At 57.3% G+C, this 13,891-nt stretch carries 10 protein-coding genes and 1 pseudogene; 6 read left to right on the top strand and 5 right to left on the bottom strand.

Features of this window, described 5'->3' with window-relative positions:
• Window positions 1-138 precede the first annotated feature (138 nt).
• The 3 genes and pseudogenes from GN112_RS25605 to GN112_RS25595 all read left to right on the top strand — a co-directional run bounded on the left by GN112_RS25605 (window position 139) and on the right by GN112_RS25595 (window position 2,849).
• Window positions 139-1,470: an IS701 family transposase gene (locus GN112_RS25605; protein ID WP_155308529.1), complete on the top strand. Its 1,332-nt coding sequence runs from the start codon at window positions 139-141 to the stop codon at window positions 1,468-1,470.
• 31 nt (window positions 1,471-1,501) lie between these two features.
• Window positions 1,502-1,849 (top strand): annotated as a pseudogene (locus GN112_RS25600) (site-specific integrase); the annotation flags it as partial.
• Window positions 1,836-2,849 (top strand): site-specific integrase, encoded by a 1,014-nt coding sequence (locus GN112_RS25595; RefSeq protein ID WP_155308523.1) that lies wholly within the window; start codon window positions 1,836-1,838, stop codon window positions 2,847-2,849. The pseudogene GN112_RS25600 and the gene GN112_RS25595, both read left to right, overlap by 14 nt.
• Window positions 2,850-2,872: 23 nt before the next feature.
• Here the strand turns inward: GN112_RS25595 and GN112_RS25590 are convergent, their stop codons facing one another.
• Window positions 2,873-3,841, bottom strand: a complete 969-nt coding sequence (locus tag GN112_RS25590) for a reverse transcriptase domain-containing protein (protein WP_197743400.1) — start codon at window positions 3,839-3,841, stop codon at window positions 2,873-2,875.
• An 884-nt stretch (window positions 3,842-4,725) separates the two neighbouring features.
• Between GN112_RS25590 and GN112_RS25585 the strand changes: the two genes are divergently transcribed.
• Entirely contained in the window at window positions 4,726-5,910 is a 1,185-nt protein-coding gene (locus tag GN112_RS25585; RefSeq protein ID WP_155312779.1) for a pyridoxal phosphate-dependent aminotransferase, read from the top strand.
• 76 nt (window positions 5,911-5,986) lie between these two features.
• Window positions 5,987-7,402, top strand: a complete 1,416-nt coding sequence (locus GN112_RS25580) for an NAD(P)/FAD-dependent oxidoreductase (protein WP_155312778.1) — start codon at window positions 5,987-5,989, stop codon at window positions 7,400-7,402.
• A gap of 16 nt (window positions 7,403-7,418) precedes the next feature.
• Here the strand turns inward: GN112_RS25580 and GN112_RS25575 are convergent, their stop codons facing one another.
• Genes GN112_RS25575 through GN112_RS25565 form a run of 3 tightly spaced genes read right to left on the bottom strand, consistent with a single transcriptional unit; the run spans window position 7,419 to window position 11,456 of the window.
• Entirely contained in the window at window positions 7,419-7,859 is a 441-nt protein-coding gene (locus tag GN112_RS25575; protein WP_155312777.1) for a hypothetical protein, read from the bottom strand.
• A gap of 50 nt (window positions 7,860-7,909) precedes the next feature.
• Window positions 7,910-10,642, bottom strand: coding sequence for a VWA domain-containing protein (locus tag GN112_RS25570; protein WP_155312776.1), 2,733 nt, complete (start codon window positions 10,640-10,642; stop codon window positions 7,910-7,912).
• Window position 10,643: 1 nt separating this feature from the next.
• Window positions 10,644-11,456: a CbbQ/NirQ/NorQ/GpvN family protein gene (locus tag GN112_RS25565; protein WP_155312775.1), complete on the bottom strand. Its 813-nt coding sequence runs from the start codon at window positions 11,454-11,456 to the stop codon at window positions 10,644-10,646.
• A 354-nt stretch (window positions 11,457-11,810) separates the two neighbouring features.
• On the opposite strand from GN112_RS25565, the gene GN112_RS25560 reads away from it, so the two are divergent.
• Window positions 11,811-12,980, top strand: coding sequence for a TraB/GumN family protein (locus GN112_RS25560; RefSeq protein WP_155312774.1), 1,170 nt, complete (start codon window positions 11,811-11,813; stop codon window positions 12,978-12,980).
• A gap of 31 nt (window positions 12,981-13,011) precedes the next feature.
• Here the strand turns inward: GN112_RS25560 and purN are convergent, their stop codons facing one another.
• A complete protein-coding gene (gene purN, locus GN112_RS25555) occupies window positions 13,012-13,815 on the bottom strand; it encodes a phosphoribosylglycinamide formyltransferase (protein WP_155312773.1) in 804 nt (267 codons plus the stop codon).
• Window positions 13,816-13,891: the final 76 nt, after the last annotated feature.

Here is a 13,891-nt window from a genome sequence, read left to right as displayed (position 1 = left end):
AATCATTACAGATATCGGGACCGATTTTTGGCAATATGATCAAATATTTAGTTAATACAGTATGTTAATGTTGATTGCGAGGCTCGGTTGTGGTATGTTTCTTCTTCCACAAACAAACAACCCAACCGGAGGCCTCGCATGCTTATCCTACACGACATCCTTGAAAAACTCAAAAACGAATTTGCTCAGTCCAGTAAAGGTCAGGAACGGGGAATATGGTTCGTATACACGATCGTGGCGATCATTGTTCCTTTCGCCTCATCGAGGACCTCAAACATTCTACGGTGCTTGAAGACGGTGTTCGGCTTTTCCGGGATCAGTCGTAAAAAGTTCTATACCTTCATGGCATCCCCACGGATTCCATGGCAACGGTTATGGCCCACGCTGTGGAAATTGATTCCGCTGCCAACGACCGGTGGGCGGTTAATGCTGGCTCTGGATGACAGTATCAACGCCAAGACAGGCAAGAAGATTTTCGCCTGCGACAAGGTTTTCGATCATGCTGCCAAGCAAAACCAGTCCAGGTATCCGTGGGCCCAGAACATCGTTGCTGTGGGGTTGTTGAAGATGATCAAGGGACGTTGGGCCTGTCTGCCGCTGAGTTATCGTTTCTACCTCCTGAAGAAAACCATCGAACGAATGAACCGTGACAGCAATGGACCGGAAGTGACATTCAAGAGCAAGCTTGCCATGGCGGTCGACATGATCGGTGAGATTGCCGCGGTGTTTCCCAGAAAACGGATTGTCATCATCACCGACTCATGGTTCGGCAATGGCGGCCTGTGGAAGCCATTGAAAAAACAGTTGGGCATATGGGTGGATATGATTTCCAGGCTTCGATCCAACAGCACAATATTTGAACTGCCGCCACCTCCGACCGGACGACAAGGCCGCCCGCGTAAATATGGCCGCAAGCTGGGGAATGCGGCAGCGTTGGCCGTTCGATTCAAATCGCTGGCAAAAGAATACATCGTCAACCTGTATGGCCGCAACCGGAACATCGTAGCCTATGAACGCGTGGTGATGCTCAAGACCATCCGATGTGCGGTCAAGGTGGTCTGGGTCTATCGTAAGACACAGTGGGTGGCACTTTATTCCACCGACCTGTCCCTTTCGGCTGAGCAGATTATCGAATACTATGGGGCCCGCTGGAAGATCGAAGCCTTATTCAAGGAATTGAAAAACGACATCGGCAGCGCTGACACGCAAAGCCGTCATCCGCAGGCCGTCAGCAACCATCTGCACTTTTGCATGCTGGCGACCACCGTCGCCTGGATTTACGCCAGCCGGGTCGAGAAAACGCCATCTCGCCGGCATGCCGTCGGCGGCCGCCGTCATTTTGCCTTTTCGGATGTCCGCCGATCCGTTACAAAGGCCGCGATGGACAAGGATTTTGGTAGGCTCTTCCCGGTGCCACGCAAATCCGTCTTTAATTCTCTCGTGGACGTACTGCTGCGCATGGCGGCTTGATTGAATTTAGGAAACTTTAGATTGGTTTTTCCCAGGACTTAAAGGAAAGCCAATGACTGTAGGAAATGTTTACCACAATTTCAGGCGATTCCTGTGGAGAGCCGGCATCTCTCATGGCGGAAGAGGAAAAGGTCCGAGAGTACACGATTTTCGTCATACATATGCCTGCCAGTGTCTGAAAAAATGGGTGATGGAAGGGAAAGACATTGCCGCATATCTTCCTGTACTGAAAACATATATGGGACACGATTCCTTTGAGGAAACAACCTATTACCTCAGACTTACAGCTGATATCTTTCCAGATATATCCATCAAACTCGAAGGGTGTTATCCTGATATCATTCCTCGACTGGAGGGTAATGGCTATGAAACCTACTGATTTTGCAACTCACCTTACTGGATTTCTTTCCGTGTATCTGCCTCGACAGAAAAATGCCAGTAACAATACGATAGCATCCTACCGTGATACCTTTAAATTGCTACTCCGTTACTGTCAGGAAGAGAAGGATATACCTGCCGAAAAGCTGAACATGGGCATGCTGACCCATGTAATGATTGCTGATTTTCTCGAATGGCTTGAAAAGAAACGTAAATGTAGCACTGCAACCCGTAACCAAAGGCTTGCAGCCATACATTCCTTTTTCAGGTATGCTCAATACGAGGAACCATCAGGAATCCTTCATTTCCAAAAGGTCATTGCCATACCGGTCAAGAAGGCCTCCAAGCCGTCGGCGCCACATCTGACACCGGAGGCGATGAAATTTTTGCTGTCACAGCCGGATAAAATGACCGTGAAAGGCCGACGAAACCTGACGCTTTTGAGTGTTCTTTATGATTCAGGATGCAGAGTGCAGGAATTAGCCGATCTCAGGGTACGGGATGTTGTAGTGGACAATCCGGCACTGCTTATCCTCACTGGAAAAGGCAATAAGATGCGCAGAGTTCCTCTAATGAAAAATACTCTGACCTTGCTTCAACATTACCTTCAGGAGCATTCCCTTGATAAAGATTGGAAAAAGGACTATCCGCTTTTTGTCAACAAGCATCGTAGCAAACTCACTAAGGAAGGCATTGCCTACATCATCTCTCAGTATGTTGTTTCGGCGAAAAAGATATCTGCAAGCATGCCGGAAAAAGTGACGCCACATATGTTTCGCCACAGCAAAGCAATGCACCTGCTGCAGGCTGGCGTTAGCCTTATCTATATCAGGGATTTTCTCGGACATGAGGATATCAAAACCACCGAAATTTACGCAAAGTGTGATACCGAATTGAAACGTCAGGCCATCGAAAACGCCTATCCAACTCTGGTAGATAGCAATCTTCCCGATTGGAATAAAGACGCTGCATTGTTGGAATGGCTTTCAAATCTGAAGTAGTCGTGATATTATGCAAAGTAAATTCAGTGCATGTGTTGGAAATATTGTACATTAAGCGATTTACTTTGCATAATCGCGAACTTCGCATAAGGCGGGTTATGCAAAGCTTTGCATAAACCACCTTGCGGAGTCCCCGTTTCGGGGTGGATCACCATTCCATCCGTGTCTAAAATGCCAGCTTTGAGCCATTTTTGGATTAAGTTTATAAACGCCGCATCATCGACTCTTTCCCGGAGCATCCGTAATAGCCATTTCCAGTCCATATGGTCGAAAAAGCCTTTGATATCGGCCTCTACGATATATCCATATTTTCCGAACTGGAGATTAAAGCGCAGGTCTTCGATTGCCTCTTTTGCGCTCCGACTCATCCGATATCCGTAGCTATTGTCTAAAAAGTCAGCCTCGAAGATGGCCGTCAGTAGCTTGGCACAGGCCAATTGAACCAACCGATCTTCAAGGGCCGGAATGCCCAGGGGTCTTTGTTTGCCATTTTCCTTGGGGATGTAACATCGCCGTACCAGTTTGGCACGGTAGCGTTTGGTCTTCAGTCGCTCCGCCAGTGCCTGAATGTTGGCCTCAAGGTTTTCCTCGTAGGCCTGCGCCGTCACTTCGTCCACTCCGCTGGCGGCATCCTTGTTCAGATCCTTCCAGCAGAAGTGCAGAAATGGGGCATCCAGGCACCGGTAAAGGTCCTGAAAACGATGTTTCCCATCCGCTTTTGCCTTAATTGCTATTCCCCGCAGGGAGGTTGGCTCGTATTGCTCCAGCCCGACCTTGTCCGGTACGAGTTTCCTTTGCGGGCTACGTACTTCCGTCAGGTCCTTCCCCATGCCTGCACCACCCAAACTGTGCGAAGGCGTGTAGTGGGCTTTCCCCACCTCTGAGTAGTATGCCTGATAAGACACCCCATCGGCGTGTAGAAGATTGCCGATATCCCGACTTTCCTCCCACCAGATGTTGGAACTAAGCATTTCAAAACTATAATGAACCATGCTTCCTTTCCTGGAACCTTTGGGGCTTCCCGAGTGCTACGACGCATCTCTTCCTGCATGCCACGGCCTGTGGACTCCGGCGGACCTCCACATCCTCGCCATAGCGGATGCTTCTGTGTTGCCTTCGGCGACCGTTAAAACCCTCGGCGTCCGCAAGTTGCTCTTTCGAAGCTGTACCAGCACTTCAGGGTGCGCGATCACCCCTACGGCCTACAGGATTCTCTGCCTACGCTTAGCCCATCTTGTTCAATACTCCTTCTCCATTGATCGTTCAGCGGGGTGAGACCATCCGCGAATGGCTCCGGTTTCTCCGGGTCGCGGCTCGTTTCCAGCCGAAGCTATCGGCGTCCGACACTTACAATGATCAGTGAGTATCTCCGCCATGGACCCAAGGCTCGATACGGGTGGGTGGCTAACCCTTACAGAAAGCCATTACTGGCTTTCCTCCCGACAGGGACTTTCACCCTGCCAGATGCGCCGAGCTTTCCTCGGCGCGACAACGCCGATGCTGTGAGGCGCGCGGCAGTTTTGCGCGTCCTTACCAGCATATTGTGTACGCCCGGCTTTCAACCAGGGTAACCGCATTTGGCAACCTCTATGGAAAACCGTTGTCGCAGGCATGGCCAGCTCTTACAACGCAACCCATTAAACAGCCATATCGTAAGAACGTGTAGGAGCGGTCCTTGGCCGCGAAAAACAGGAAACCGTCCAAATGCGGTTACCCTGGGCTTTCAACACTCTCTCCTTGATAAGCTCCTCCGTTGTCATTAAAATGGCTTTGGCTTGGTCGCAGGTGAAGATCCAGGGGTTGTTTTTGTCACGGAATGGCTCTGGATAAATGCCCGGGCCTACAATGATTTTGAACTCCGAAGATAACCACACCCATGTATTCGAAACGATTTGACTGGAATGCCGCTCGCCACCCCTTGGGCGAAATGATGGCCGAACGGATGTCCCGGGGTGAGGCGATCCTCGACCTGACCGATGCCAACCCCACCCGGGCCGGCCTGGAATATGCCGCCGACACCATTCGGTCCGCCCTGGCCGGCCCCGAAACCATGATCTACGCGCCCGCGCCCCGGGGCCTGGCCGTGGCCCGTGAGGCGGTCTCCGCCTATTATCGGGAACTGGGGGAAACCGTCTCGCCCGACGATCTCCTGTTGACCGCCGGCACCAGCGAAGCCTACGGGGTGCTGTTCAAACTCCTGGCCGATCCGGGGGATGAAATCCTCATTCCCCGGCCGGGCTACCCCCTGCTCTCTCACCTGGCCGGTTTCGAAGGGCTGGCCTGCCACTCCTATCCGCTACGCTATGCCGATGAAACGGGCTGGTCGGTCGATCTGGAGGTGCTCTCGGCCATGGTCACCCGCCGCACCCGGGCCGTGGTGGTGGTCAACCCCAACAATCCCACCGGCAACTATATCAAGGCCCATGAACTGGCCGCCATCGACAAGCTGTGCCGGGCGCACGGCATGGCCCTGATCGTGGATGAGGTGTTCGCCGACTTCCCGGCCGCCGCTTTCCCGCCGCCGTCGGCAACCGTGGTGAACCGGACCTCGGCTCTGACCTTTGTGCTCAACGGATTTTCCAAGCTTCTCGGCCTGCCCCAGATGAAGCTGGGCTGGATGGTCGTCGGCGGTGATCCCGGCGAAGCCGCAGAGGCCCTGGCCCATCTGGAAACACTCATGGATTTCTACCTGACCGTGGGCACGCCGGTGCAGCTCGGCGCCCCGCCGATGCTTGCCGGACGGCGTGACATCCAGCGCCAGATCAAGGCCCGCATCGCCGGCAACGAGAATTGGCTTGAACAGCGGGTCGCCGGCATGTCCAACATGCATCGGTTGATCCGTGAGGGGGGCTGGTACACGGTGCTGGCCATTGACGATGCGATCGGCGACGATGAACGGGCACTTGCAATGCTGACGGCGGATGGCACCCTGATCCATCCGGGGATGTTTTACGATTTTTACCGTGAGGGATTTGTCGTTCTCAGCCTGCTGCCGCCGGCGGAGCGGTTTGCCGATGGGGTATCGCGCCTGATCCGGCGCTTCGGCCAGCGGTTGCCTTGATCCTGGCCATCCGCTACAGTATATCTCTGATTGAACAATTTTTCCATTTTCGCATCCAACCCGGGAGAGTGTCACTTTGCATAGCGCATCTCCGAATACCGGTTTTTTTGACGTCATCATTGTCGGCGGTGGTCCGGCCGGCCTTTTTGCGGCCTTTTACCTGGGCGCGCAAACCGATCTGAAGGTGTTGCTCCTGGAGCGGGGCAAGGGACCGCTCAAACGGGCCTGTCCGGTGGCCGACCGCCAGTACTGCACCCAGTGCAAGCCCTGCAATATTCTCTGCGGGATCGGGGGCGCGGGCCTTTTTTCCGACGGCAAACTCAACTTTATTCACAAGCTGGGCAAAACCGATTTGACCCAGTTCATGCCCATATCGGCCGCCGAGGCCCTGATCGACGAGACCGAAACCATTTTCAACCGTTTCGGAATGGACGGGCCGGTCTATCCGACGGATATGGCGGCGGCCCGGGAGATCCGCAAAAATGCCAAACGGTTCGGCATCGACCTGTTGCTGATCAAGCAGAAACACCTGGGCAGCGACCGTCTGCCCGGCTACATTGCCGCCATGAGCGATTATCTTCGCGCCCAGGGGGTGACGATCCACACATCCGAATCGGTCGAGGCGGTGCAGGTGGACCAGGGGCGGGTTGTGGGCGTACAGACCCGTCGCGGGGCGTACCGTTGCGATAATGTGATTTTGGCGCCGGGGCGCATCGGAGCGGACTGGGTCGCCCGGGTGGCCGAGAAACTGGGCATCGGCCTGACCCAGCGGGGGATCGAGGTGGGGGTGCGCGTGGAGGTGCACAACGACATCATGCAGGATCTGTGTGATGTGATCTACGACCCCACGTTTTTTGTTCAGACCGGCAAGTACGACGATCAGACCCGCACCTTCTGCACCAACCAGGGCGGGTTTGTCTCCTTGGAGAGCTACAGCGATTTCGTTTGCGTCAACGGTCACGCCTACCATGACCGCAAATCGGCCAACACCAACTTCGCGTTTCTGTCCAAGGTGGTGCTCACCGAACCGGTGACCGACAACCAGGCCTATGGCGAGGCCATCGGGCGGCTGGCGACCCTCATCGGCGGCGGCAAGCCGATCCTGCAGCGCTTCGGCGATCTGAAGCGCGGACGGCGCAGTACCTGGAACCGTATCCACAAAGGCTATATCGAACCCACCCTGACCAATGTGGTGTGTGGGGATATTGCCATGGCCCTTCCCGAACGGATCCTCACCAATATCATCGACGGGCTGGAGCGATTGAACAGTGTGATTCCGGGCGTTTCCAACGATGAGACCCTGCTCTATGCACCCGAAATCAAGTTTTTCGCCACCCAGGTGGAGACCTCTGCCCAACTGGAAACCCAGGTCGGCGGCATGTACGTGGCCGGCGACGGACCGGGCGTGGCGGGTAATATCGTTTCGGCTGCCGCCACGGGCTTGATCCCGGCCAAAGCGATTGTAGAACGGCGGCGTGCATCTGGAAAATGAGGCCCTGGTTGCTGAACTATGGATGGTTGGCAACCAGCGTCCGCACCGTATCCAGAAGCGGGGCCTGGAGGGGGCGCCAGTTAGGGAAAAGGGCCTTGTCACCATGCCACTGCAGATCCACCTGATCGTATTTTTCCGGAATGAACTTTTCCGCATCCTTGCCGTAAGTTTTCCGGGGATAGTACTCGATCAGGACCATGCGCTGATGATCGACCTTGAACCGGTGGACGATGGTGGTGGCCACGTGGCTGATGCAGGCGCGCAGGGATACCTTTTTCGGGGCCGACAAACAGTCGCCGGGCAGGTCGGAGACCACGGCGATGATCGGTTTGAGCTGTGCAACGGTTTGGGATTCGTCTTTGGAGAGGTCGAACAGCCTCAACCGGCACCGTCCGGCGGCAAGGTTGAACTTCCCCCCATACCCGTTCCAGTGGAAAATATCGTCAAAAATTTTCACTGATGCTCCTTTTGTTCATCGGTGATTGATTCTCTGTCGATGGGTATAAGTTAATGTCGCGTCAGTGCGCTGTAAACCCTGACCAGTTTGTCGGGCAGGTCGCGGACGTTGCCGATCAGGGTGTGGTGGTGGCTGCCGTAAAGGCGGTCCAGCTGACCGTTGTCGCTGATGTTGACGGTGATGGCCTTGACATGTACGGCGGCGGCGCGCGCTTCCATGACTGCCCGGCGGGTGTCCTCCACGGCATAGGGCCCTTTGTATTCAAGGTCGTTGGGGAACCCGTCGCCCAGAATTATGATCAATCGCACCCGCGCCTGGACCGGTTGCAGCAGGGCGGTGGCATGGCGGATGGCTGCGCCCATGCGGGTGCTGCGCTGGGGGGCCATGGCGCTGATGCGGCTTTTGACCGCGTCGTCAAAGGGTGCCTCGAGGTCTTTGATGCGGTAGTAATCCACTCCCAGCGGGCCGCTGCCCGAGAAACCGGCCACGGCAAAACGGTCGCCTACCACCTGGAGGGCCTCGCAGAGCAGTACGATGGCCTGCTTCTCCACGTCCAGCACCCGGGTGCCCCGTTCGTCCACGGTATTGGCCGTGGAGCGCGAGAGGTCCACCAGCAACAGCGTGGCCACATCCCGGATTCGTTTGACCCGCTTAATGAAGAGGCGGTCCGAGGGAATCAGGCCGGCCTTGCGGTCGATGGCCCAGTCCAGCAGGGCGCGGTAGTCGAAGGCGTCGCCCTCCCGCCACTGCCGCAGGATGGTGATCTCTTCGGGCCGCAACAGTTCGAAGGCGTAGCGGATACGCCGCACCAGCCCATGAAAGGTATCCAGCGTCCGGCGGTAGAAGCCCGGGTCACTGCTGTGGATCTCATGTTCCAGCAGCCGCACCCGATCCGGCAGATAGTCGCCCATGCACCAGTCCCATTCCCGGTATCGGAAGGCATTGGCGCCATCCTTGTCGATGTCCTGCGGCCCTAATCCGCAACGGCATATCAGGGCTTCAAGATCGGGCAAGTCGATCACTGTCGTGGCGGTCGGGTCGGCTGCGGCCGGTTTGCCGGCGATCAGCCGGTATAGGTCGGATGCATCGAGCTGTCCGTTCTGTTCGACCAGCAGGCACTGGATGTCGCTTCGATACACCCGGATTTCTCGTGCGTTCAGGTGGGTTTTGATTTCGCTGGCCAGGCGCTGGTAGGCGGCATGAAACGATCCGAACCGATCGGGATCGAATCGGCGGCCAAAGGGCGCTTGCAGAGGGATGTAGCCCTCCCCAAGCCTGGACAGCGCCGGGTAGAATTCCAGGGTCAAGCAAACGCTGTGGTTCGGTGTATCCGTGTCATTTCCATCCGTCGGCCGATTGAAACGGTCGGCCATCGCTTGGAAAAGGGTCTGTTGCGACGGATCTGCCGACAGGGGGACCTGCATGACCAGGTGACGGTAAAACGGGTAGAGGGTTCCCCCGGGAACATCGCCGCCGATGGCGGCCAGGGACGCGTCGTTCTGGGCATCGGTGAGGCGGCGGAAAAGGCCGGGATAGCGCCTGCGGACGCTCCGGGCGGTGCGGGCATGTTCGAAAAGGGTAAACAGGTCCAGGGCCAGATCCGGCCGGTCGAACCGCCGGATCAACCGTTCCAGATCGGACGGCAGGGCCGTGACCGGCGATGTCTCCTGACAAGGCCGCATGCCGGCTGTGGCAACGGCCATTTCCGTGTCCAGATCAAAGGTGCCGAATTCGATGGCCCCCGCTTCCAGGCGCACCAGCAGTTTATACAGGCCGGCGTTGGCCTCGCGGTCATCCAACAGATCCATTTCGTCGGGCAGGTAGATGGCGCGGCCGTCACAGCGGACCAGGGGCGGGGACGCCGATCGACTTGACAGGGTGGAAAGCGGGCGCACACCAATGGCCAGACCCGTACGGGCGCTCAGGTAACGTTCCAGGTTGGAACGGACCGCTGACAGGGGCACGGCCACCTGAAGCGCCTGGCAGGTTTCCCTGGCCTGGCGGGATTCCAGGGAGAGGAAACGGCCCCCCGCGTCCGGGTTGCGGTCGTAACGTCCGATGGCCTGGTCCAGAAAACGGTCCAGCGCCGGTTCCGAAAGAAGATGCAGCCCGCCGGCGAGTCCCTGCAGGTAGCCATCGGCAAGGCGCTCGTCGATGCCCATGATGCGCGTCAGGCCCTGGATCTGCCACAACCGGCGGCGACGGGCAAATCCCGCCACGGCCCGGGCCAGGGTGTGGGTCAGATAGACCGTGCGGTTATAGGTGGTGTCCAGGGCATAGGCGGTGGTCAGCAGGTCGAGAAAGGCATGGGCGCAGGCGATATCGCCATCGTCGATGAGGCCGGAAAGGGTCTCCAGGGGCGCGTTGAGCGTATAGGTACCCTTTTTCAGCATCACTTGGACGGCCGCTTCAAAATGAACGGCCAGATGCTCGTCGGGGCAGGTCAGGACTGCAGGCAGGTGCCGGGCCATAAGAGTAGCCAGGGTCGGCCCTTTGGCGGCGGCGGCGGTGACCTGGTCCAGGTAGCGTTTCATCCGGGACTGCCCCCCGCCGGCCAGTATCCGGCCGACCCCGTCAGCCAGGGTGTGACCATAGGAGGTCTCGACCGCCAGGGCCTCGATAATCGTATCGATGGCCCGGTCCATCCCCTCGACCGGTGATGCCGGATCCAGATCGGCAAGGGGCGTCTGCAGCCGCCGGGCCGCCTCCGGATCGGCAATGGTCAGATGGTCCAGGTGCCGGCGAAGGGTCGCTTCCGGGTCTGGTTGCCAAACCGCAGCCATGTCAGACCAGATCGTCGATCAGATCGTTTAAGGTCTCCTGCAGCCGATCGTCATCGGTGAGTGGCTGACACAATGCCGCTGTGCAGGCGCGTTTGAAGGCGATTCCGCTACCGATCAGATTGGCGGCATAGATCAGCAGACGGGTGGAGGCCCCCTCGGTGAGGCCCTGCTCGCGGATGTTGCGGATTTTGCTGGCCAGGGTCACCAGCCGCATGGCCGTATCGGGATCGATCTGACCCTCCGTGGCCACGATGCGGGCTTCGTCTTCCGGTTGCGGATAATCGAAGGTGAGGGCCACGAACCGCTGGCGAGTGCTCTGTTTGAGGTCCTTGAGCACCGACTGGTAGCCCGGATTGTAGGAGATGACCATGAGGAAATCGGGATGTGCCCGGATCACCTCTCCCTTTTTGTCGATGGACAGGCTGCGGCGGTTGTCGGTAAGGGGGTGGATGACCACGGTGGTGTCTTTGCGGGCCTCGACGATTTCGTCCAGGTAGCAGATGGCGCCCATGCGCACGGCCCGGGTCAGGGGGCCGTCGACCCAGACGGTCTCATCGTCCTTGAGCAGATACCGGCCGATCAGGTCTGAGGCAAACAGATCCTCATGGCAGGCCACGGTGATCAGCGGCCGTTTCAGTCGATAGGCCATATGCTCGACAAAACGCGTCTTCCCGCAACCGGTGGGGCCTTTGAGCATGACCGGCAGACAGGCCGTAGACGCCGCCTCGAACAATTCGATTTCACCGCCGGTGGCGAGGTAAAAGGGCTCGGTTTGGATGGTGTATGGATTTTTAGATTCGCTGTTTGTCGACATGCGGTTTCCCCGCCTGGTTTGGGTGTTCACCGACCGCTTCCGCCAGGCACCGGTGTCGCTGCTGCCTGGAATGGGTGGCCGGGAATCACTGTTTGACATCAACGGCAGAGCGTATATATTGGCTCAGCTCCAGTTGCTTCGGTAAACGGCCGATAATGCCATGGATGATTCCTTTGGTGGGATCGCCGCACCGTTGCCGGTGTGAGGCGATGTGCCGCCGCTTGGCTGGGCATCCATCGGGCCGCCTGAAAGGCGGTTTGAAAAATTTGTTCAAACGGCCATTGCAGCGGACGTGCCCATGCGAATTTAACGGCCGGATTCGATCCCGGCAACAAGGGAAATACCATAACGTCGATGAACGATAAACTCAACAGCGAGATGATTCACCATCTCGATTTCGAAGACAAAAAGGTCATTCTGGTGGGCACGGCCCACGTATCTAAAGATAGTGTAGAACTGGTCGAGGCCGTCATTGACGAAACCCGGCCCGATACCGTCTGTGTGGAGCTGTGCGAAAGCCGCGCGCAATCCATCCGCCAGAAACAGCGCTGGCAGGAGATGGATATCATCAAGGTAATCAAAGAGAAGAAAGCCTTTCTGCTGCTTTCCAACCTGATGCTGGCCTCGTTTCAACGGCGCATTGCCGATCGTCTGGAGGTGGCCCCCGGTCAGGAAATGATTCAGGCGATGGCCTCGGCCGACGCCGTGGGCGCCGCCGTGCATCTGGCGGACCGGGATATCCGTGTGACCCTCTCCAGAACCTGGCGCAGCATGGGGTTGTGGGGGAAGGTGAAACTGATTTTCCAGCTGATTCTGTCCTTGGGCGAGGTCGAAGAAATCAGTGAGGCGGATGTGGAAAAAATGAAGCAGCAGGACATGCTGGCCTCGATCCTTGACGAGGTCGGCAAATCCATGCCCCAGTTGCGCAACAGCCTCATCGACGAGCGGGATCGCTATCTGACCGAAAAAATCCGCACGGCGCCGGGAAACACCATCGTGGCCGTGGTCGGCGCCGGGCACGTGCCGGGAATCAAACGCTACTGGGATCAGGCGGTGGATCTGGCATCCCTGGAATCATTGCCCCCCAAAGGGCCGCTGACCGGATTTCTGAAGTGGTTCATTCCGGTCTGTATCTGCCTGTTGATCGTATACGGGTTTTCCCGTGGCGGCGCTGCCGCCGGGGCCGACATGGTCACCTGGTGGGTGGCGGCCAACGGTGTTCTGGCGGGACTTGGCGCCTTGATTGCCCTGGGCCATCCGTTGACGATCCTCTCTTCTGTTCTGGCGGCACCGTTGACCTCGCTCAATCCCATGATCGCTGCCGGCTGGGTGTCCGGCATCGTCGAGGCCTTTTCCCGCAAGCCCAAGGTCAAAGATTTCGAAAGCCTGCCCAAAGATATCCTTTCGGTCAAAGGCTTCTGGCGCAACAAGGTGACCCGCATTCTGCTGGTGGTAGTGTTCACCAACCTGGGCAGTGCCGTCGGCACCTTCGTGGCCATTCCCATGATGATGAAATATCTCTGATCAAAATTCTGAAGGTAAGCATCTTTGCGGCTTAATCGGTTTGGGCGATTTTTACCACCGTGCGTTGCCGTATCGTCCCGTCGTCCATACGGTGGGTCATTTTTACCGTTGTCAGACGGCCGTGGGCAAGATGCTGAATGCATTCCGGATAGAGTTGCCACTCCTGTTCCAGTCCTTTGCGTTTGACATCGTCCAGGGTGTCGGTTTCCAGGATCGGAAAGGACCGCTGGCCGATGATGGGGCCGGAGTCCTCCCCATAATCGATAAAATGGACCGTGCATCCGCCGACTTTGCAGCCGTAGCGGAAGGTGTCACCGTAGCCGTCAACACCGGGAAACGAAGGCAAAATGGCCGGATGGATGTTCATGATGCGCGGCTTAGCCGGGTCCGGGTTGAAACGGTCGATGAAATAGGGGGTCAGGTTGCGCATGAAACCGGCCAGAACGAGAAGATCGATCGGGCCATGGGCCGCCATCTCGGCGAGCAGCCGGTTTTCTGCGGCGGCCCGGGTACTGAAAAAGGCCTGTACGCGGTCTTTGGGGGTATCGGCTGGGAAGAGGTGCTGTTTGGTCAGGATCGCTTCGATGTCGCAATCCTCGGGCAGTGCGAACCCCGCCGGATCCCGCCGATAGGCCTGGATCAATGGCGCATAGTCCACAACGAAAGCGGGAATACCATGGTTGCCGGCCCGCTTCAGTCCCTTCACATCGGGCTGGTCCGACCCCACAAAGATCATGCGGCCATCAATGCGGCCGTCCTCACAGGCGTCGATAATGGCCTGCAGATTGGTCCCTCCGCCGGAAATCAGTGCGCCGATACGAATCTTCTCACCCATTTTGTGTCCCTTTTCTCCATGCAGTCCATGCCGGGCTTGTTGGCACGCCGAAAACGTGGTAGCAGAGAAAGGCGGT

Source organism: Desulfosarcina ovata subsp. ovata (genome assembly GCF_009689005.1).
GTDB classification, from domain to species: domain Bacteria; phylum Desulfobacterota; class Desulfobacteria; order Desulfobacterales; family Desulfosarcinaceae; genus Desulfosarcina; species Desulfosarcina ovata.
Note: the sequence above shows the minus strand (reverse complement) of the source record. Positions and strands in the feature narration are given on the sequence as shown.